Here is a 19,208-nt window from a genome sequence, read left to right as displayed (position 1 = left end):
TTCGGACCGATGGATGGGACCCGGCCCGAGATTTCGCGTCACTTTCCTGTTTCCATCGTCGCCTATCCCGACAGGTTGAAGTTGCCGTTGCTACCGTAAATAGACAGCGAGACCAGTAGCGTCACCGAAACCACGACGATGAGCGAGGTGCGCACCGCGTTTCCTGTCGCCACGCCGACACCCGCTGGTCCACCGGAAGCGAAATAGCCGTAATAAGTGTGGATCAGCAAGACAGTGAGTGCCATAAGGATGGCTTGCAGGAAAGACCACAACAAATCGATCGGGTTCAGGAACGTGTCGAAGTAGTGCTCGTACAGACCGGAAGACTGCCCGAGCAAAAACGTCGTGGTGAACTGGCTCGCGACGAACGACAGGATGACAGCGATGCTGTACAACGGCGTGATCGCGAGCATCCCGGCCAAGATTCGGGTACTGACCAGGTACGAAATCGGGCGAATAGCCATGCTTTCCAGCGCGTCGATCTCTTCGTTGATCCGCATCGCACCGAGCTGAGCCGTCACCCCGGCCCCGAAGGTTGCCGCCAGCCCGATCCCGACGACCACCGGCGCCGAGATCCGCACGTTGATGAACGCGGCCAAAAAGCCGGTCAGCGCCTCGATGCCGATATTGCCCAGTGACGAATACCCTTGCACCGCCAGCACGCCGCCCGTGGCGAGAGTCAAAAACCCGACGATCACCACCGTGCCGCCGACCATCGCCAAAGCGCCCGCGCCCATGCTGATCTCGGCGATCAACCGAATCACTTCGCGGCGGTAGTGCACCGCCGCGAATGGTGCAGCGGCTAGCGCCTTCCCGTAGAAGAGCGTGTGATCGCCGATTCGGCTTAACGTGCCGACAGGCCGCTCGAGTTGACCGAAGAGCCTGGGATAGGTGGCTCGCAGCGTTATCATTCGCGTCTTCCCGCCGTCACTTCGCCGTCATCTTGATGCCGATCGCGGTGACCAAGACGTTTACCACGAACAGCGACATGAAGGCGTAGACCACCGTTTCGTTCGCCGCGTTGCCGACGGCCTTGGCGCCCCCGCCGCTGATGATCAGGCCGCGATAGCAGGCGACCAATCCCGCGATAAGGCCGAAAAGCGCTGCCTTGACACAGGAAATGATTACTTCGGGTACGCCCGTCAGCAGGGTGATCCCCGCGGCGAACGCACCCGGATTGACGTCTTGGACGAACACCGAAAAGACGTAGCCGCCCACAATGCCGATGATGCACACCAGGCTATTCAGCAGCAACGCCACCAGCCCGGAGGCCAGCATTCGAGGCGTGACCAAGCGTTGCACCGGGTTAATGCCCAGCACCTCCATAGCGTCGATTTCTTCGCGGATGGTACGCGAGCCCAGATCCGCGCATATAGCCGTCGCACCCGCACCGGCGACAATCAACACGGTCACTACCGGGCCGACCTGGGTGACCGCACCAAACGCCGCCCCGGCACCCGACAAGTCGGCAGCACCGAGTTCACGCAAGAGGATGTTGAGCGTAAAACTGATCAGCGTGGTAAACGGGATGGCCACCAACAATGTCGGCGCCAGCGCAACTCGGGCGATAAACCAAGCCTGTTCCAGGAACTCGCGCCCTTGGAAGGGCCGGCGGAACGCGAACTTGATCGCGTCCGCCGACATCGCAAATAAACCCCCGACCGCCTGCAAGGGCCCAGACAGGTCCAATTTCAGTTTCAGCGGAGGCAATCCCGGTGACCAGTGGTCGGCACTCTTATCTGCCATGTGTCTCGAATCCTCCTGGCATCACGAGACCGACAGTCTGAAAAATCGGCCGAGCCGGCCACGAATTCGTAGAGTCGACCGCGAAATGCGTAGCGGACAGCCACATTCCGGAATTCACCTCCGGTGTGACAACCGCTACCATCCCCACGCCACACCTCCGTTCTGTCGCGTGAGTTGGCGCTCCAAAACGAGGGGCCCCACGCCTTGAAGCGTCCGGCGATTATGACTCATGCCGCGTCCCGGTGGAACGAAAAATTTAAAACCGTTATCGGACAGTCCGTGTTCGACTTGGACATCTCAGGCAACTCCGGTCCCTAGGTGACGGCGCCGGCCGTCTTGAGTTCGATGATGCGGTCCCAATCGAGTCCGATTTCCATCAGGATCTCGTCGGTCTGCTCGGCGAATCCCGGCGCCGGGCCGGTGTGCGGCGCGGTGACATCGAACTGGACCGGATTGGCGACCAAATCCAGTTCACCCGCGCGAACCAGGTACTCGTTGGCTCGAATCTGCGCGTCGTCGACCGCCTGCAAGGTGTCCTGCACGGGCGCCCATGGCCCGGCCAGCGTGGCAAACCGTTCGCTCCACTCGGCAAGCGTGCGGGTTGCGATCACCTTGGTCAAGATCTCGACCGCATCCGCGGTGTTGGCGGCGATTGTCTCGACGGTGGCGAAGCGGGGATCGTCGGCCAGCTCCGGGACATCGACGTGCCGGCACACGTCGGCCCAAAACTTGGTGGGCTGCATCATCACGAAGGAGATGTAGCGGCCGTCGGACGTGGTGTATAGCCCGACCAACGGATTATTCGGCGCGCCGTGCACACCGGGCGGCGGCGCTTCCAGCCGCTGGCCCAGATGCTTCGTCAAAGCAACCGTATGTCCCATCGACCAGAAGCCACTACCCAGCAGCGACACATCGACGACCGACGGCTCGCCGGTGCGTTCGCGCTTGAGCAACGCCGCCGCGATCCCGCCGGCGAGGTTCGTACCGGAGATGGTGTCGCCGTATGCCGGTCCGGGCGGCGCGATCATGCCGGGCATTCCCGACGGCGTGATGGTCGCGGCGGTTCCGGCCCGGCACCAGAAGGCGGTCATGTCGTAGCCGCCCTTGGCCGCCTCTTCGCCGCGGGGGCCGAGCGCGCTCCCGCGGGCGTAGACGATCTTCGGGTTCACCGCCCGAATGTCGTCTACATCGATGCCGAACTTGCGGCGGGCATCGGGCAGAAAACTGGTCAAGAAGACGTCGGACCGGCGGGCCAGCTCATGCAGCACTTCCTTGCCCTCGGGCACCGACATGTCCAGTCCGATGCTGCGCTTGCCGCGGTTGGCGTGTTCGATGTTCGGATTGGGGTCACCCTCGACGCGCAACATGCCGGTCTGCCGGAGCCCGCGTTGTGGGTCGCCGGTCACGGCGTGCTCCACCTTGACCACGTCGGCCCCCCACTCGGCCAGCACGGCACCCGCCGACGGGACGAACCCGTACATGGCGACTTCCAGGACGCGGATGCCCTCCAGCGGCGTCATGCGCCGCTCCTGTTGGCCGGCACCGCGAAGGTCTTGCCCTCCAAGAACTCCTCCAGGCCGGCGACACCCATCTCGCGTCCGACACCGGACTGCTTGAAGCCCCCGAACGGGCTGTCGGCGCCGAAGTAGTTGCCGCCGTTGATGGAGAACGATCCGGTCCGGATCCGGCGCGCCACCGCCAGTGCGCGGTCCTGGTCGCGACTGAAGACCGCGCCGGCCAGTCCGTAGATCGAGTTGTTGGCGATGCGTACCGCGTCGTCATCATCGTCGAATCCGATGACCACCAGCACCGGCCCGAAGACCTCGTCCTGGGCGATCTCGCTGTCGGGGTCGACGTTGGTGAGCAGCGTCGGCGCATAGAAGTAGCCGGGATCCAACCGCTTGCCGCCGGTGACCAGGGTCGCCCCCGCGGCGACGGCCCGCTGGACCACGCCGTCGACCTTGTCGCGCTGGCGCTCGTTGATGAGCGGCCCCATGAACGTCTTCGGATCGGCGGGGTCGCCGTGGCGCACCTTGGCGAAGTTCTGCGCGATCAGCTCGACGATCTCGTCATGGTGCGACGTGGGCACCAACAGCCGGGACGTGAGCGCGCAGCCCTGCCCGGCGTGGATGACCATGCTGAACGCCGCGAACATGCTGGCTGCCGTGAAGTCTGCGTCGTCGAGCATGATCACGGCCGACTTGCCACCCAATTCCAGGAAGACGCGTTTGACGGTCTCGCTCGCGGCGGCCATGATCTTGCGGCCGACGGCGGTCGATCCGGTGAAGGTCACCACGTCGACGTCGGGACTGGTGGTCAGCGCGACCCCGACGGACGCGTCCGACGAAGTGAGCACGTTCACCACGCCGGGCGGGATATCGGTGTGGTTGGCGATCAACTCGCCGAGCGCCAGCGTGATCAGCGGGGTGTCGGGTGCCCCCTTGAGCACCACGGTGCATCCTGCGGCCAGCGCCGGGGCCAGCTTGGCCAGCGCGAGCTGGTTCGGATAGTTGTAGGCGATGATGGCGGCCACCACCCCCGCGGCTTCCTTCTCCACCCAGCGGTGATGCCGCATGCCGCGCGATTCGACCTCGCCGAGGTCTTCGGAGAACTGATAGGTGCGCAGCAGGTCGGCGTAGAAACGCACGATCTTGATCGGGTCGTCGAGTTGAGCGCCCTGGGTCAGCGCGCGGGTCGCGCCGACTTCGGCGATGGTCAGCTCACGCAGCTCGTCGGCGTGCTCGAGCAGCGCCCGGTGCAACTGGTCAAGACAGCGGATCCGCAACTCGACGTCGGTCGACCAGCTAGACGTGTCGAACGCGCGCCGGGCCGCCGCGATCGCCGCTTGGGCCTGCTCGGTGCCGGCATCGGCAGCATGCCCGATCACCGCACCGGTGGCGGGGTTGATCGAGGGAAACGTCTTGTCGACGGTGACGAGCCGGCCGTCGATCAGCAGTCGGCGATCGACCTGTGACTCGGGCGCGGCATCCGCGATCGTCTCCGCGGTGGTCTCTGCCGTGTCCTGCACTGGCATCGCCTACTCCCTCATGTGCTGACGGTCACGAAAATTTCATTCTCTTCCCCGGGGAATCTTACATTCGGGTCTCGATATTTCAAGAAAGTCTCAGGAATGGGATGGACCTGCTGACCAGCGGTGCAAGGGCTCGGACCTTGCGGCGGCAAGCCCCTCGGCGCAGGCCGTGCGAGGTTTCGCGACGATGTTGCACGCCGCTTCGGGCCGAGAGTAAGGTTCTCATAATTGCAAGGGAGATTCTTTCTGGCCGAGACGGCAACCTTTGGAGGTGAGGTCTCAACATGAAGACCGCGGTGGTGACCGGAGGCGGATCCGGCATCGGTCAAGCAGTCGCGCAACGCCTGCGCGCCGACGGTCTTGATGTCGCCACGATCGACCTCAGACCGTCCGAAACCGATTTCGCCTTCACCGCCGACGTCACCGGCCGGGCGCAGGTCGATGCCGCGCTTGCGGCCATCCGCGCGCAGCTGGGGCCGGTGACGGTCCTGGTCAACGCCGCGGGCCTGGACGGCTTCAAGCGCTTCGCCAACATCACGTTGGAGGAGTGGCAGCGGGTGATCGACGTCAACCTCAACGGCGTCTTTCACGTGACCCAGGCGGTGCTGCCCGACATGGTCGAGGCCGGGTGGGGACGGATCGTCAACATCTCGTCGTCGAGCACTCATTCCGGTGCGCCCTACATGAGCCACTACGTGGCGGCCAAGTCCGCGGTCAACGGCCTCACCAAGTCGCTGGCACTCGAGTACGGGCCCAGCGGCATCACCGTTAACGCCGTACCGCCGGGGTTCATCGACACCCCGATGCTGCGCGCCGCGGAACAACACGGATACCTCGGCGACATCGAGGCGACCATCGCCCGGACCCCGGTGCGCCGGATGGGCAGACCGGAAGACATCGCAGCCGCATGCGCTTTCCTGATTTCCGAGGAGGCCGGCTACATCACCGGTCAGATATTGGGCGTCAACGGCGGACGAAACACCTAGGCACCGGCGGGCAGTCGGCGATGCTTGGTAACCAACCGAGAAGGAGAAGCGGTGGGAGACGGCGCACAGGGGCGCGTTAGGGGAAAGGTCGCCTTCGTCACCGGCGCGGCGCGCGGGCAGGGCCGCAGCCACGCGGTGCGGCTGGCCGAAGAAGGCGCCGACATCATCGCCGTCGATCTGTGCCGTGACCTCGACACCATCGGTTACCCGATGGCGGTACCCGAGGATCTCGAGGAGACCGCCCGGCTCATCGAGAAAACCGGCCAGGGCGCGGTGATCGCCCAGGCCGACGTGCGCGATGTCGCGCAACTCCGCGCCGCGCTGGAGCAAGGGGTTGCGGAGTTCGGCAGGCTCGACATCGTGGTCGCGCAGGCCGGCGTCGCCGGCATGAAGGGCCAGCCGCCCCTCCAGGCGTGGTGCGACGTCATCAACACCAACCTGATCGGCACCATCAACGCCATCCAGGTCACGTTGCCGCACCTGGGCGAAGGCGCCTCGATCGTCGCCACCGGATCCACCGCCGCGCTGATGGACACCGCCAAGAAGGACAATCCCGGCAACGACCCGGGGGGCATGGCCTACATTCACTCCAAGCGCGCGCTGTCACATTACGTCCACGACCTGGCAACCGAGCTGGCGCCGTTGGGCATTCGCGCCAACGTGATTCACCCGACGAACACCAACACCCCGATGCTGCAGAGCGAGCCGATGTACCGCTCCTTCCGGCCGGACCTCGAACACCCGACACGAGCCGACGCCGAGCCCGTTTTCGGCGTGCAGCAGGCGATGAGAATCCCCTACATCGAACCCGAGGACATCAGCAACGCCGTCCTGTGGTTGGCCTCCGACGAGGCCAGGTACGTCACCGGCGTGCAGTTGCGCGTCGATGCCGGCGGCTACCTCAAGTGGTACGACCACCGCAGTTGAGCCACACAGAAGCTCGCAAGGAGACACCGTGAAGGTCTGGGTTGATTCAGAACGCTGCCAGGGCCACACCCTGTGCTCGATGATCGCTCCGGATTCTTTCCAGCTCAGCGACATCGACGGCAGCTCGTCGGCGATCGACGAGCTGGTGCCGGCCGACAAGGAGGACCAGGTCCGCGAGGCCGCCCACTCCTGTCCGGAGCAGGCCATCATCATCACGGATGAAACATAAAGGGAGACAGTGCCTTGAGTGTCGACGACGTCGTCAGCGACAGCGACCGCAAGCCGAACTGGTATCACTTCGATCGGCACTCCGCGGAGTACCGCTCGCAGTTCAAGGACATCACCGAGGAGATGCACGCCCAGTGCCCGATGGCCTGGAGCGACACCTACGGCGGACACTGGGTGGCGGCCGGCAGCCACGAGGTCTTCGAACTCGCCCGCGGCCCGGCGGTCTCCAACGATCACGACGTGAATGACGTGCGCCGTGGCTACAAAGGCATTTCGATCCCGACGGCCAGCCGCATCAACGGTATCCGGGGCGGCATCCTGGAGATGGACAACCCCGAACACAAAACCTACCGCTCCGTGCTCAACCCCTACCTGTCGCCGGCCGCCGTCAAGCGCTGGGAGCCGTTCATCCACGACGTGACGCGCGCCTGCCTCGACGAGAGGATCGAGGAAGGCCGCATCGACTTCGTCGACGACCTGGCAAACATCGTGCCGGCCGTGCTGACACTGGCGATGATGGGTATCCCGCTGAAGAACTGGCAGATGTACAGCGAGCCAACCCATGCCGCGGTGTACACCCCGGAGCATTCCCCGGACATCCAACGGGTCACCGAGATGCACCGGCAGATGGGGATCGACCTGATCAACAACATGATCGAGATTCGCGACAATCCGCGGCCCGGCCTGGTCACTGCCCTGCTCGAAATGCGGATCGACGGTGAGCCCGCGCCCGACCTGGAAATCATCGGCAATCTCGGATTGATCATCGGTGGCGGCTTCGACACCACCACGGCGCTGACCGCCCATTCGCTGGAATGGCTTTCGCAGAATCCAGATCAGCGCGAGCTGCTCAGCAAGCAGCGCGAGACGCTGCTTGATCCCGCGACCGAAGAGTTCCTGCGCTACTTCACCCCGGCACCCGGTGATGGCCGGACCTTCTCCGATGATGTCGAGCTCGACGGTAACAACTTCAAAGAGGGCGAGCGGCTCTGGATTTCGTGGGCCATGGCCAACCGTGACCCCGCGGTGTTCCACGACCCGGACGAGATCCTTCTCGATCGTAAAGGGAACCGGCACTTCAGCTTTGGACTCGGCCTTCACCGATGCGCCGGATCGAATGTGGCGCGCACGGTGTTCAAGTCCATGCTGACCGCGGTCCTCGACCGGATGCCCGACTACGCGTGCGACCGCGAAGGAACGGTCCACTACGAGACCATCGGCGTCATCCAGGGCATGCGGAAGTTGCCGGCCACCTTCACGCCGGGCCGCAAGGTCGGAGTTGGCCTGGACGAGACGCTGGAGAAACTGCAACGCGTCTGCGACGAGCAAGAGCTGGCCAGGCCGATCACCGAACGCAAGGAAGCCGCGGTCATCGACTGAGCCGCTCGCAGCTCAGCGTCACGCTACGCACCTGAAAGGAGCCGTTGACCGCCGCAATTTTTCCGAGTAGGCATGTTCAGCGTGACCGCGCCTTATATTTGGGCCAAGCGCTTGGCAGAGATGGGAGACGCATCGGTGAAGACTTTCACTGTGAGCCTTGCGCTTGCCACGGCCGCGCTGACCCTCACGCCGACCGCCCGCGCGGACATGCTGATTGGCAACTACAGGTTGGACACAAACCGGGATCCTGGCCACAGCTGGATTTGGGCGATTCGAGCGTGCAGATATGATGAAGGGCCGGAATGCCTAACCGTCCAAGCGGTTCCGCAACCCAACGGGCAAGCGGCGCCCTACAAAGCAGACGCTCACCTGTCCAACGGCCGGTACACCATGACCGTCGACGTTCCCGACGGTGTGCGCTGCGTGGTCCAGTTCTTTCCCTCACATGATGTCTATTCGTGGGATGCGGTCTCACTGAGCGGTGAGGTGGTCTCCACCTTCGACACGGGATGCGGCGGCGCACCCGGGGGCTCCAACACGTACCCCTTCTCGCTCGTGCGATGGTAGCCGCGACCACCGTTGCCCGTAGGAACCAATCGTTCGCGCACCAATTCGCCGGCCACTCCGCTATCAGGATTGGTCAGTACAGTACGAGATATCGGAGTTCGGTCGATGACGATGGTGACGGGTGGTACGCGGGGTGGCTGAGGCGAAACGACCGCCGGAAGACTCGGCCACATCAAAAGCCGACACGAAGGCGTTGCTCGAAGAGGCGGAGGCAGAAGCCGCCGAAGCCGAGGCACTGGCCGCCGCGGCGCGTGCCCGGGCCCGCGCCGCCATGCTCCGGCGTCAAGCGCTGGCCGAGGCCGAGGCCGAGGCTGCCGAGACCGACGAGACCGAAAAGTCACCTTCGGACGCGGACAACACGGACGCCGACGATACCGTCGAATATTCCGGTACGGAGACCGATGAGAACACCCCTGAGGAGACCGTCGCAGCCGCAGCACCGGAATCCAGGCGGGCGAGAAGGCGACTACGGTTCCCGTCATTGTCGGCAACTCTCAAAGTGGCGGCCATCGTCCTCATCGGCGTCTTTGTCGGCGTCACCGGATACATGGCGTGGCAATACCATGAAGCCACCGATCGAGAGGAGCGCGCCGCCAACTTCGTGGCCGGGGCCAGGCAGGGTGTCATCAACATGACCTCCCTCGACTTCAACCGAGCCAAGGAAGACGTCCAGCGAGTGATCGACAGCTCCACCGGTCAGTTCAGGGACGACTTCCAGCAGCGGGCAAAGGATTTCGCGTCGGTGGTCGAGCAGTCCAAAGTGACTACCCAGGGGGCGGTCAACGCGGCGGCGCTCGAGTCCATGGACGGGAATTCCGCATCGGTACTGGTCTCGGCGACGTCCAAGATCACCAATGCCGCAGGCGCCAAGGACGAACCGCGCGTGTTTCGGCTCCGGGTAACCGTGACCAAAGACGGCGGACAGTACAAGATGTCGAAAGTGGACTTCGTAGCGTGACCGATCGCGACCTTCAAACCACCGAGACCGACGAACAAGCCAAGGACGCAGACGCAGCTGACGCGGCGGTTGAGGAGTCACCCAAGCGGACCGTGCGCCAGCGACGTGGCCTGCCCCGCATCCCGCGCCACGTGGCAGTCGTTCCCGTGATCCTGGTCGTGCTGCTACTGATATCCGGCGGGGTGGCGGCGTGGATGTACTTCGAGCGGTACCAGCCAAAGCAACGCACCGACCCCAGCGTCGCCCGGGCGGTGGTCAATGCGGCGACCGACGGAACGGTTGCGTTGCTGTCCTACTCACCCGAGTCCCTCGACAAGGACTTCGCCACCGCCAAGTCGCACCTGTCGGGGGACTTCCTGTCGTACTACACCCAGTTCACCGACCAGATCGTGGCTCCAGCGGCCAAACAGAAGTCGCTCAAGACCACCGCGCACATCATGGGGGCGGGGGTGCAGGAGTTGCATCCGGATTCCGCCTTGGTTCTGGTGTACGTCGACCAGAGCACGACAAGCAAGGACCGGCCCGATCCCACGCTGGCGGCCAGCACCGTGCTGGTGAGCATGACCCGCGTCAACGGCAGCTGGCTGATCACCAAGTTCGACCCGGTCTAGGAGCGTGGCGCTTTCCACGCGCCGAGGCTCCAAGAATTCGTAGAGGCTTCGTAGAGGCCGGCATTGAATCCTTTTCTCACACGTACGGCTCGCTAGCCGCTGGGAGGAGGAATCACGATGCAGCTGCTGAGTAACCACATCTCGTTGATGAACGGCTGGGTGCCGATGACGGTCGAGGCCGTCACCGCGATCGCGCTCGGCCTGGCCGTCGGATGGCGATCGCACCGCTGGCGCCTGTTATGGCTGCCCCTGGCTGCCCTCATGGGAGGCGTGGCGGCGGGCGGGGCACACTGGTACATCGCCGCCGCCGGACTGCCCAGCCAACCGGCGCCGCGAACACTTTATGTGTGGATCGCGTTGGCCGGAACGGCCGCGGCTGTCTTGATCCTGGGCTGGCGCGGTGCGCGCTGGTGGCGGCGCGGAGTATCGATCCTGTGCCTGCCGCTGTGTCTGCTCTGCTCGCTGCTGGTGCTCAACCAGTGGGTCGGGTACGTGCAGACGGTGCAGAGCGCATGGGATCAGCTCACCTCCGCTCCGCTGCCTGACCAGACCGACAAGGCCACCGTTACCGCGATGGCGGCGAAGGGCGCCAGGCCGTCCCGTGGCCGCCTGGTGCCGGTGCTGATCCCCTCCGACGCATCGCATTTCAAGCACCGCGAGGAACTCGTTTACCTGCCGTCGGCATGGTTCGCGAGTTCTCCGCCGCCACAGTTGCCGACGGTGATGATGATCGGCGGCATGATCAATACACCGGCCGACTGGGTGCGCGCCGGCAACGCAGTGGACACTATCGACGCCTTCGCGGCCGCGCATGGCGGCAGCGCGCCGGTGCTGGTGTTCGTGGACCCGGGCGGGGCCTTCGACAATGACACCGAATGCGTCAACGGAAGCCGTGGCAATGCGGCTGACCACCTGACCAAAGACGTAGTGCCCTATGTGATCTCGAATTTTGGGGTTAACCCTGACCCGTCGCACTGGGGCATCGTGGGCTTCTCGATGGGAGGGACCTGCGCGGTGGATCTGACCGTCATGCATCCCACGCTGTTCAGCACGTTCGTCGACATCGAAGGCGACTTGACCCCTAACACGGGAACCAAGGCACAAACCATCGCCGGCTTGTTCGGCGGCAATGCCGACGCGTGGGCGGCATTTGACCCGACGACGGTGATCAGCCGCCATCGCCGCTACACCGGAGTGTCCGGTTGGTTCGCGATCTCGCCGGGTAGTTCCCCGATGCCGCATCGCGATATCACGGTTGTCGATACCGCCGCGATGGCTCTCGCCGGCCGCGGCGCCGGCGCCGACCCGGGTAACCAGGCCGCGGCCGCCGCATCCCTGTGCGCGCTGGGCCGGGCAAACGGCATCGACTGCGCGGTGGTCGCCCAGCCCGGAAAGCACGACTGGCCCACCGCCGGCACAGCTTTCGCCACCGCGTTGCCATGGCTGGCCGGCCAGCTGCGCACTCCGGACCTGGCCCGGATTCCATTGCCCGGCGTGCCGTCTGCGCCCGCGGGCTCCGACCGCGCGGGGACCGATGCCGCGCACACGAACCGCACGGAGGTGGTGGGTCACGACCAGCGCTAGCCGCGGGGCAGGCCGAGCACTCGCTGAGCGATGATGTTGCGCTGAATCTCCGAGGTGCCGCCGGCGATGGTGCCGGAAAAGCTTCGGGCGTAACGCTCGAACCAGCTGGCGAAATAGTGGTCCAGGTTCATCGGCGCGTAGGGGCCGGTCTGCCCCGGGTGGATCAGCCCGTCGGATCCCGCGGACGTCAACGCAAGCTCCATGCCACGCAGCTCGGCCTCGGACCCGAGCAGCTTGAGCACCGAGATCGCGGCCACGTCGTCTTCGCCGCGCGAGGCACGCGCCAAGGCAACCGAACCCAACAAGCGCAGCGCTTGCTTGTCCATGATCGTGCTGGCGTACTGGTCGCGCTCGACTTCGGTGCTGGGGTGGAAGTCGTCGATCACGTTGTCTAGTCGATCGGCGAAACCCAACCACATCATCGTGCGTTCGTGCCCCAGCGACCCGTTGGCCACCCGCCACCCCTGGTCGAGCTCACCGAGCAGGTTCTCCGCCGGTACCCGCACATCGGTGAAGAACACCTCGTTGAAATCCAGATCATCGGCACCGCAGATCGACGGGAACGGCCGGCGCACCAGGCCCGGGGTGTCGGTGGGGATGATTAGCGCACTGATTCCCTTGTGCTTCGGCGCATCTGGATTGGTGCGCACGAATGTCAGCAAGACGTCGGCATCGTGGGCGCCCGAAGTCCAAACCTTCTGCCCATTGACCACGAAGTGATCACCGTCGAGCACCGCGCGAGTGCGTAACGACGCCAGGTCGGAGCCCGCGCTGGGTTCGCTCATCCCGAGTGAAGCGGTGATATCGGCTCGCAGGATCGGCACCGCCCAGCGCTGCTTCTGTTCGTCGCTGCCGAACGACAACAGCGAAGCCCCAACGATATTCACGCCCTGCGGGTTGAAGCTGTGGTAGATCCGGCGGCGGCTTAGTTCCTCAAGGTAGACGAACTGCTGAATGACCGTCGCGTTGCGCCCACCGTATTCCGGGGGCTGACCCGGCAGCAGCCAGCCGTTCTCGAAAAGCAGCCGCTGCCAACGACGCGCCCACCGCGGCATATGCGACACCGACCGTGGGCGCTCCAGCGTTTCGCTTGCGTCAGGCAGGTTTTCGTCAAGGAACGCGGCGAACTCCGCCCGGAACGCCTCGACGTCGGGGTCAAAAGTCAGCTGCACGATATTCCTCTGCGATTCGCGCGCGGTGTTGCGCGGCGCCTCCGAGCATGAGCTCACCCGCCTTGGCCCGCTTGAGCGCGAACTGCAGGTCGTTCTCCCAGGTGAAGCCCATGGCACCGAAAAGCTGTAGGCCGTGGCGGAATACGAGCGACTGGCACTCCCCCGCCGATGCCTTGGCCATCGCGGCCGCCAGCCGGCGCCGGGGATCGTCGGCCGCGATCGTCAACGCGGCGAAGTAGGCCAGCGCGCGGGCGCGTTCCACCGCGATATGCATGTCGGCGGCCTTGTGCTGGACGGCCTGGAACGAACCGATCGGCACACCGAATTGCTGACGGCTGCGGACGTGGTCGAGGACCAGGTCGAGGATGCGTTGGCACGCCCCGACCATCGTGATCGCCATGCCCGTCAACGCAACGTGCTGCGCACGCTCCGCGTCGACGGTGAGCCGGGCGCTGTCGGGCACCCGGACTTCGCCGAACGACAGGTCGGCGATGTGAAGGACGGGGTCGAAGACCGCCGAGCGACGGGCCGACACCTGGTTGGCCGCGACGACGAACACGCCGGCGTCGGTTACCACGGCCAACCGGTCGACACGATCGCCGTCGAGGACGTGGCGTGCCGTGCCGTCCAGCACCCACCCGTCGGCATCTCGGTGCGCCGATACCCCGCTGTGCACGGCCGTTCCGGCCTCGTGCGGGTCGAACCGATCCGCGGCCAGCGGCGCGAATTGGCTCATCGTCGCCAGGAAGGGGGTGGGATCAGTCGCGCGCCCCAACTCCTCGAGCGCGATGGCCAGCTCCACGGCGCTGGCCGAGTCGTTCAGCTCCGTCCAGCCCTGGTCCACATAGGACTTCCACAGCGGGCTCGGGTCGACGCCGTCCTCGGCCACGCTGCGCACCAGCGACGGCGGGCACTGCTTGGCGACGGCGTCGCGAACGGTCTTCTGCCACAGCCGCTGATCAGCATCGAACTCCAACAGCATCCGGGCCGCCTCCTGTCGTCACCGCCACCGCGAGAATAGCATTCTCTATCGCGGAAGTAATAATCTCCGAACCGGCTATTGGGGTGTGCCCGCGTGCGACAAGCGCGTTCGCCCTGGTTAGCTGGTGGCCAGCAGCCGGTCGGCCGGTTCGTCCCACCAGGTCGAGGTTGACGAACTCGGAAAGCGGGCGACGGCTTAGCTGTCAGCCTGCAACCGGCAGCGATCGGCCAGAATTGCGGCCACCACTTTGGGTTCGCTGAACATCACGTCGTGGCAGCCGTCGACGCAGACCATCGTGTCGACGCCACCGAGGGATTCGATTGCCGTGAGCTGCTGCCGAACCGACAGGGCCCGATCGCGCAGCGTCATGATCCAGGTGCGCTGCACCTCATCGGGCAGGTCGCTGCGATCGGCAGATTCGAATATCACGTTTGGCGACTCCATGCACAGCCGGGATAACGTCAACCTGCGCTGGTCACGCGTCATGCCGTTGCAGAAAGCGAATCGCGCCAGAGCGACAGGCATTGGGAACGACCTTCTTTCGACCCTGCCGGCCGATCTCGCCAGGGGAGCCAGGGGTCCGCGCAGCGTGTCCACTACGGACATTCCCTGCGGCGGGACGAACGCCGCCAGCAGAATCATCTCGCGCACCCGCGCGGCCCCGAGCTTGGCGACGATGCCCGGCACGGTCAGCCCGGCCATCGAATGCCCAACGACCACAACGTCGTCGAGCCCGGCGTCCTCGACGTCGGCGACCGCGGACTCCACCCAGTCGGCGATCGTGACCGTTGCCAGATCCGCCGGCCTGCCCGCCCGGCCGGGCAGGTCGACCGCGAGGACTTGCAATTCGGGTGCCTGGCTGGCCAACTCGGCGACGGTGAGATCCCAGCAGTCGGCGGCATGCGCGCCGCCGTGTACCAGGACGAGGCTGGGCAATGCCATTGCGGGTGGTGTCTGTGTGGCGGTTCAGTCGCGGGGCAGGATGCCCCGAAGGAACAGATTGACGGCGTGCTGCAAGTGGCGCTCCTTCTTCGGCGCTGCGGCGGATGCCGCAATCGGCCAGCGGCGCGGCCGGCCAACCGCACACAGTATGGGCTACTGGGCGCGGTGTGGACCACCGACCTGCCCGCGCACACCGACTCGCGGCCGAGACCCGTGCCGGCCAGGTCTATGTCAACACGTACGGTGCCGGCGGCGGCGTGGAGCTGCCGTGCGGAGGCTGCAAGAAGTCCGGGGTTTGGCCGCGAGAGGGGAACCGGGCGCTCGATATGTTCACCGCCACCCAGACCGTCGTCGTGCGCCGGTGACGCACCGGCGCACGCGTACGATTCGTCCTCGCAACGAACCCAGCGCCGCAGGTCACCAAAGGAGGAAAACCATTGGATCACGACACATACCAACGAGGACTCGAGATTCGCTCGGCAGTACTGGGTGACGCGTATGTCAGCCAAGCATTAGCCGGTGCGGATGACTTCACCAAGCCGCTGCAAGATCTCATCACCGAGTATTGCTGGGGCGCGGTCTGGGGACGCGACGGTCTGGCCCTCAAGACTCGCAGCATGCTCAACCTGGCCATGATCTCGGTCCTGAACCGCCCCAACGAATTACGGACGCACATCAAGGCGGCCCTGACCAACGGCGTCACGCGCGATGAAATTCGCGAAATAGTCCTCCAGGTCGCCATCTACGCCGGTGTACCGGCCGCGGTCGACAGCTTTCGCATCGCGCGTGAGGCGTTCGCCGAAGTGGACCAGGACTAGGAGTTCGCGATGGTCATCGGGCTGGCGAACATGGGCAGTCCCATGGCAAGTCGCCTCATCCAGGGAGGCCGCCGCCCGCGATGAAGGCCCGGATTCCGATTTCACGACGGTGATCAAACCGTTCGAGAGGGCCGCCGGCGTCACGGTGGACCAGGCGGACCCGCCGCCGCCAGGCTAGTAACTCATTATCGGTCGTGAATCACGTTCGTGCTCTGTGCTTTTGGCGCGACTCACGATGGAGGTGCCTCGCAATTGAGCTGGCGCCGCGCGCGGTGCGGCCGCGGAGGGGGCCAACCGAAAAGCCACGCGGCCACCAGGAAGCACAAGGCGCCGAACAATGTACCGATGTTGGCCCACAGGAGACTGACGTCGGCTCCCGAGCGCAGCACCAGTGCGCCCGCGGCCGAGGCGAGAAACAGGACGGATCCAGCGAAGTTGAGGAAAGCGATGCGCTGCGAGGCGTTTGCAACGTGGGAATGGCGCCGGGCCCGGACCTCGGGAACGATCGCGATGGCCGAGGAGACCAGGAACGCGACGGAGCCGACGATGTCAGGCACCCACACCTCGACGTCGATGAGCTCCGGGCGCGCACCGATGGTTACCGCGGCGTCCATCGTGTTGACGTTGAACAGCACCGTCCCTATCAACTGGATGGCCGCGGCCAGCCAGTCGGTCGTGCGAGCGCGCAAAGGGAGTGAGCGCCGCTCGGCCTCGGGCAGCTCTCGTCGAGCGAGGACTAACTGAAGGGTTGCGGCGGTCGTGAAGAACACCGCCCCAACCGCGTAGGTCACCGCCGAGAGCAGCGGCGGCAATGCGGGTAGCAGCGAGAGCAGGACACCGAGCACGAACAGCGCCGCGCCGACCACGAACAAGAGGCCGACCCAGCGGACCATGGACGCGTGCACGGCCCTCACGACGCGGGGGCCATCGAGTGAGACAAATAGCGACGACGTCTGGGCATCGGTCCGCGCGTGTTCCTCATTGCGCGGCGTTGCGGGCGTTGGCAACGGCTGAGTCGGCGGTCGTGTTACTCACCCGGGATCGGACTCGGCATCTGGCACACACGGGCATGCACGAGGTGCGTCCCGATCCGGCGATCACGCGACGAATCGTACCGGCGAGGTGGTCAGACCGACGTCCGCTGGGGTCCGGTTCGGCCTTCTGCTTGGACACGGTCAGCGTCCGTCGCCAAGATGGAGAATGCTATTATCCTTTTCAAGAACGCTACTTACCAGAGTGGCGGCAATATCGATGGCTACCAGGGCCGATGATTAACCGAAACGCTTACCGAAACACCGTTGATTGGCGACCGACGAGAATGTTAGATTATCTATCAGATGCCCTCACAGGGCTCACTCTGGCTTGCCGAGCCGAGGGGTGGCTTTCGTGATCGAACAGGCTGACGGTTCACGTACGCCGATGATCGACGCGAGCGTGCACATCTTCTTTCCGTCCAACAAGGAGCTGCGCTCCGTCTTGCGCGAGCCCTTCAAGAGCCGCGGTTTCCCCGACTACGAGATGGACTGGTACGGCGCGCCGGGCGGCGAATACGCGCCGAATACCGAGGGGCCGGACCGCCAGTATCCGGGTTCGGATCCGGAATTCGTTGCCAACGAACTCTTTTCGAAGCGCGGCGTGGACGTGGCGATCCTGCATCCGATGGGACGCGGCATCATGCCCGACCGCCACCTGGGCACCGCGTTGCATGCCGCCCACAACGAAATGATGGTGTCGCGCTGGCTGGAGTCCGCCGAGTTCGGCGAGCGTTTCCGCGGCACCATCCGGGTCAACCCCGACGACATCGCCGGCGCGCTGCGCGAAATCGAGAAATGGCGTGCCCACCCGCGCGTGGTCCAGATCGGCGTCCCGCTGCAATCCCGCGAGCTGTACGGCAAACCCCAGTTCTGGCCGCTGTGGGAGGCCGCCGCGGACGCGGGCCTTCCGGTCGCCGTGCACATCGAAACGGGCGAGGGCATCGGCTTTCCTCCGACGCCGTCCGGGCACACCCTGACCTACGAGCAATACGTCAGCTTCATGGCGCTGAACTACCTGTATCACCTGATGAACATGATCGCCGAGGGCGTGTTCGAGCGCTTCTCGAGCCTGAAGTTCGTCTGGGCCGACGGCGCCGCGGACTTTCTCACGCCATTCATCTGGCGGATGGACACGTTCGGCCGGCCACACCTGGAACAGACGCCGTGGGCACCGCGAATCCCCAGCGACTACATCCCCGGGCACGTGTACTTCGTGCAGGGCAGCCTCGACGGTCCGGGCGATACCGAGTTCGCCGGCGCGTGGTTCGGCTTCACCGGCAAGGAAGACATGGTGATGTTCGGCTCCAGCTATCCGCACTGGCAATGCGGTGACATCACGAAGGTGCCCAAAGCGCTGTCCGCCGAACAGCGCGAGAAATTGTGCTGGCGCAACGCGGCCAACCTGTACGGGATCGACGTTTCGGTCGACCTGGCAGCCGGCTAGTCGCAGAATTAGGACAAGGGAGACTGAGGAGACAGAGATGACGCTGACTCATATGCAGGAACGTGTTCCCGCCGCCGAACGCATAGCCGTCCGGTGCGTCGACTCGGATGTCCACCCGGTGCCCAAACGGGGCGAGATCACCCAGTACATTCCCGAGCCCTGGCGCAGCAAGTTCTTCCTCGACCACCGGGTCGGCGAGCTGATCTATTACGACGCTCCCGACTACGCACACAGCTTCGCGATGCGCACCGACACCTTCCCCCCCGACGGTGAGTTCCCCGGCAGCGACCCGGACATGGCATTCCGGCAGCTGATCATGCAAGCGGGTTCGGACATCGCGATCCTGGAACCCGGTGGGCGCACACCGCGCCTGGCCGAGGCTCACCAGGCGTTCTCGACCGCCCTCAATCACTGGCAGGCGAACCACTGGCTCGACAGCCACAACAACTGGCATGAGCGCTGGCGCGGTTCGATCTGCGCCGCGGTCGAGGATCCCGAGGGCGCAGCCCGAGAGATCGAGACGTGGGCCGGCCATCCATACATGGCGCAGATCCTGATCAAAGCCGAGCCGCGGCCGTCATGGGGCCACCCGAAGTACAACCCGATCTGGGAGGCCGCCACCAAGCACGACATCACGGTGAGCTGTCACCTGTCGCGCAGCAACTACGAGATGCTGCCGACGCCGCCGGTCGGTCTGCCCAGCTACAACCACGATTTCATGGTGACCTACGCGCTGCTCGCCGCCAACCAGGTCATGAGCCTGATCTTCGACGGCGTCTTCGACCGGTTCCCGACGCT

At 65.0% G+C, this 19,208-nt stretch carries 20 protein-coding genes and 1 pseudogene; 13 read left to right on the top strand and 8 right to left on the bottom strand.

Features of this window, described 5'->3' with window-relative positions; genetic code table 11:
• Positions 1-62: 62 nt before the first annotated feature.
• The 4 genes from JWP83_RS25945 to JWP83_RS25930 all read right to left on the bottom strand — a co-directional run bounded on the left by JWP83_RS25945 (position 63) and on the right by JWP83_RS25930 (position 4,780).
• Positions 63-908, bottom strand: a complete 846-nt coding sequence (locus JWP83_RS25945; protein ID WP_297737117.1) for an ABC transporter permease — start codon at positions 906-908, stop codon at positions 63-65.
• A 19-nt stretch (positions 909-927) separates the two neighbouring features.
• The gene (locus JWP83_RS25940) at positions 928-1,746 is read right to left on the bottom strand and encodes an ABC transporter permease (RefSeq protein WP_297736991.1); all 819 of its coding nucleotides are present in this window, start codon (positions 1,744-1,746) and stop codon (positions 928-930) included.
• 314 nt (positions 1,747-2,060) lie between these two features.
• Positions 2,061-3,266 carry a CoA transferase gene (locus JWP83_RS25935; protein WP_297736989.1) on the bottom strand — a complete coding sequence of 402 codons (1,206 nt, stop codon included), beginning with the start codon at positions 3,264-3,266 and terminating at the stop codon, positions 2,061-2,063.
• The gene (locus JWP83_RS25930; RefSeq protein ID WP_297736986.1) at positions 3,263-4,780 is read right to left on the bottom strand and encodes an aldehyde dehydrogenase family protein; all 1,518 of its coding nucleotides are present in this window, start codon (positions 4,778-4,780) and stop codon (positions 3,263-3,265) included. Before JWP83_RS25930 ends, JWP83_RS25935 begins: the two co-directional genes overlap by 4 nt.
• A 281-nt stretch (positions 4,781-5,061) precedes the next feature.
• Here JWP83_RS25930 and JWP83_RS25925 point away from each other — a divergent pair, with 281 nt between their 5' ends.
• From JWP83_RS25925 to JWP83_RS25890, 8 genes are all read left to right on the top strand, one after another.
• A complete protein-coding gene (locus JWP83_RS25925; RefSeq protein ID WP_297736984.1) occupies positions 5,062-5,763 on the top strand; it encodes an SDR family NAD(P)-dependent oxidoreductase in 702 nt (233 codons plus the stop codon).
• A 51-nt stretch (positions 5,764-5,814) separates the two neighbouring features.
• Positions 5,815-6,690, top strand: coding sequence for a mycofactocin-coupled SDR family oxidoreductase (locus JWP83_RS25920; protein WP_297736982.1), 876 nt, complete (start codon positions 5,815-5,817; stop codon positions 6,688-6,690).
• Between the two features lie 28 nt (positions 6,691-6,718).
• Positions 6,719-6,919: a ferredoxin gene (locus tag JWP83_RS25915; RefSeq protein ID WP_297736979.1), complete on the top strand. Its 201-nt coding sequence runs from the start codon at positions 6,719-6,721 to the stop codon at positions 6,917-6,919.
• A 14-nt stretch (positions 6,920-6,933) separates the two neighbouring features.
• Positions 6,934-8,298: a cytochrome P450 gene (locus tag JWP83_RS25910; RefSeq protein WP_297736976.1), complete on the top strand. Its 1,365-nt coding sequence runs from the start codon at positions 6,934-6,936 to the stop codon at positions 8,296-8,298.
• A gap of 120 nt (positions 8,299-8,418) precedes the next feature.
• Positions 8,419-8,865: a hypothetical protein gene (locus JWP83_RS25905; protein ID WP_297737115.1), complete on the top strand. Its 447-nt coding sequence runs from the start codon at positions 8,419-8,421 to the stop codon at positions 8,863-8,865.
• A 133-nt stretch (positions 8,866-8,998) separates the two neighbouring features.
• The gene (locus tag JWP83_RS25900; protein ID WP_297736973.1) at positions 8,999-9,823 is read left to right on the top strand and encodes a hypothetical protein; all 825 of its coding nucleotides are present in this window, start codon (positions 8,999-9,001) and stop codon (positions 9,821-9,823) included.
• A gap of 92 nt (positions 9,824-9,915) precedes the next feature.
• Positions 9,916-10,434, top strand: a complete 519-nt coding sequence (locus JWP83_RS25895; RefSeq protein ID WP_297737112.1) for a hypothetical protein — start codon at positions 9,916-9,918, stop codon at positions 10,432-10,434.
• 117 nt (positions 10,435-10,551) lie between these two features.
• Positions 10,552-12,018 carry an alpha/beta hydrolase-fold protein gene (locus tag JWP83_RS25890; RefSeq protein WP_297736970.1) on the top strand — a complete coding sequence of 489 codons (1,467 nt, stop codon included), beginning with the start codon at positions 10,552-10,554 and terminating at the stop codon, positions 12,016-12,018.
• Here JWP83_RS25890 and JWP83_RS25885 read toward each other — a convergent pair.
• The 3 genes from JWP83_RS25885 to JWP83_RS25875 all read right to left on the bottom strand — a co-directional run bounded on the left by JWP83_RS25885 (position 12,015) and on the right by JWP83_RS25875 (position 15,114).
• Positions 12,015-13,190 (bottom strand): acyl-CoA dehydrogenase family protein, encoded by a 1,176-nt coding sequence (locus JWP83_RS25885; RefSeq protein ID WP_297736968.1) that lies wholly within the window; start codon positions 13,188-13,190, stop codon positions 12,015-12,017. The genes JWP83_RS25890 and JWP83_RS25885 overlap by 4 nt on opposite strands.
• Entirely contained in the window at positions 13,174-14,172 is a 999-nt protein-coding gene (locus tag JWP83_RS25880) for an acyl-CoA dehydrogenase family protein (protein WP_297736965.1), read from the bottom strand. The genes JWP83_RS25885 and JWP83_RS25880 overlap by 17 nt, the downstream gene beginning before the upstream one ends.
• 195 nt (positions 14,173-14,367) lie before the next feature.
• Complete coding sequence (locus JWP83_RS25875) at positions 14,368-15,114, bottom strand: alpha/beta hydrolase (protein WP_297736961.1); 747 nt, start codon at positions 15,112-15,114, stop codon at positions 14,368-14,370.
• A 167-nt stretch (positions 15,115-15,281) separates the two neighbouring features.
• On the opposite strand from JWP83_RS25875, the gene JWP83_RS25870 reads away from it, so the two are divergent.
• The 3 genes and pseudogenes from JWP83_RS25870 to JWP83_RS25860 all read left to right on the top strand — a co-directional run.
• Positions 15,282-15,479 carry an aldehyde dehydrogenase family protein gene (locus JWP83_RS25870; protein WP_297736958.1) on the top strand — a complete coding sequence of 66 codons (198 nt, stop codon included), beginning with the start codon at positions 15,282-15,284 and terminating at the stop codon, positions 15,477-15,479.
• 72 nt (positions 15,480-15,551) lie between these two features.
• Complete coding sequence (locus JWP83_RS25865; protein WP_297736955.1) at positions 15,552-15,932, top strand: carboxymuconolactone decarboxylase family protein; 381 nt, start codon at positions 15,552-15,554, stop codon at positions 15,930-15,932.
• A gap of 64 nt (positions 15,933-15,996) precedes the next feature.
• Positions 15,997-16,110, top strand: a pseudogene (locus JWP83_RS25860) (NAD(P)-dependent oxidoreductase); the annotation flags it as partial.
• Positions 16,111-16,162: 52 nt separating this feature from the next.
• Here JWP83_RS25860 and JWP83_RS25855 read toward each other — a convergent pair.
• Positions 16,163-16,846, bottom strand: a complete 684-nt coding sequence (locus tag JWP83_RS25855) for a hypothetical protein (RefSeq protein WP_297736953.1) — start codon at positions 16,844-16,846, stop codon at positions 16,163-16,165.
• 472 nt (positions 16,847-17,318) lie between these two features.
• Here JWP83_RS25855 and JWP83_RS25850 point away from each other — a divergent pair, with 472 nt between their 5' ends.
• Both JWP83_RS25850 and JWP83_RS25845 read left to right on the top strand, forming a co-directional pair.
• A complete protein-coding gene (locus tag JWP83_RS25850; RefSeq protein ID WP_297736950.1) occupies positions 17,319-18,410 on the top strand; it encodes an amidohydrolase family protein in 1,092 nt (363 codons plus the stop codon).
• 37 nt (positions 18,411-18,447) lie between these two features.
• The coding region (locus JWP83_RS25845) for an amidohydrolase family protein (protein ID WP_297736947.1) at positions 18,448-19,208 on the top strand (761 nt) is incomplete at its 3' end.

The sequence above is a fragment of the Mycobacterium sp. genome (assembly GCF_025965855.1).
Classification (GTDB): Bacteria; Actinomycetota; Actinomycetes; order Mycobacteriales; family Mycobacteriaceae; genus Mycobacterium.
The sequence above is the reverse complement of the archived record's forward strand: the minus strand, read 5'-3'. Positions and strand labels throughout refer to the sequence as shown.

Excerpts from the sequence above, each read along its gene's own strand:
- JWP83_RS25940 (WP_297736991.1), bottom strand. The coding sequence starts at position 1,746 with ATGGCAGATAAGAGTGCCGACCACTGGTCACCGGGATTGCCTCCGCTG.
- JWP83_RS25935 (WP_297736989.1), bottom strand. The coding sequence starts at position 3,266 with ATGACGCCGCTGGAGGGCATCCGCGTCCTGGAAGTCGCCATGTACGGG.
- JWP83_RS25930 (WP_297736986.1), bottom strand. The coding sequence starts at position 4,780 with ATGCCAGTGCAGGACACGGCAGAGACCACCGCGGAGACGATCGCGGAT.
- JWP83_RS25925 (WP_297736984.1), top strand. The coding sequence starts at position 5,062 with ATGAAGACCGCGGTGGTGACCGGAGGCGGATCCGGCATCGGTCAAGCA.
- JWP83_RS25905 (WP_297737115.1), top strand. The coding sequence starts at position 8,419 with ATGGGAGACGCATCGGTGAAGACTTTCACTGTGAGCCTTGCGCTTGCC.
- JWP83_RS25890 (WP_297736970.1), top strand. The coding sequence starts at position 10,552 with ATGCAGCTGCTGAGTAACCACATCTCGTTGATGAACGGCTGGGTGCCG.
- JWP83_RS25880 (WP_297736965.1), bottom strand. The coding sequence starts at position 14,172 with ATGCTGTTGGAGTTCGATGCTGATCAGCGGCTGTGGCAGAAGACCGTT.
- JWP83_RS25875 (WP_297736961.1), bottom strand. The coding sequence starts at position 15,114 with ATGGCATTGCCCAGCCTCGTCCTGGTACACGGCGGCGCGCATGCCGCC.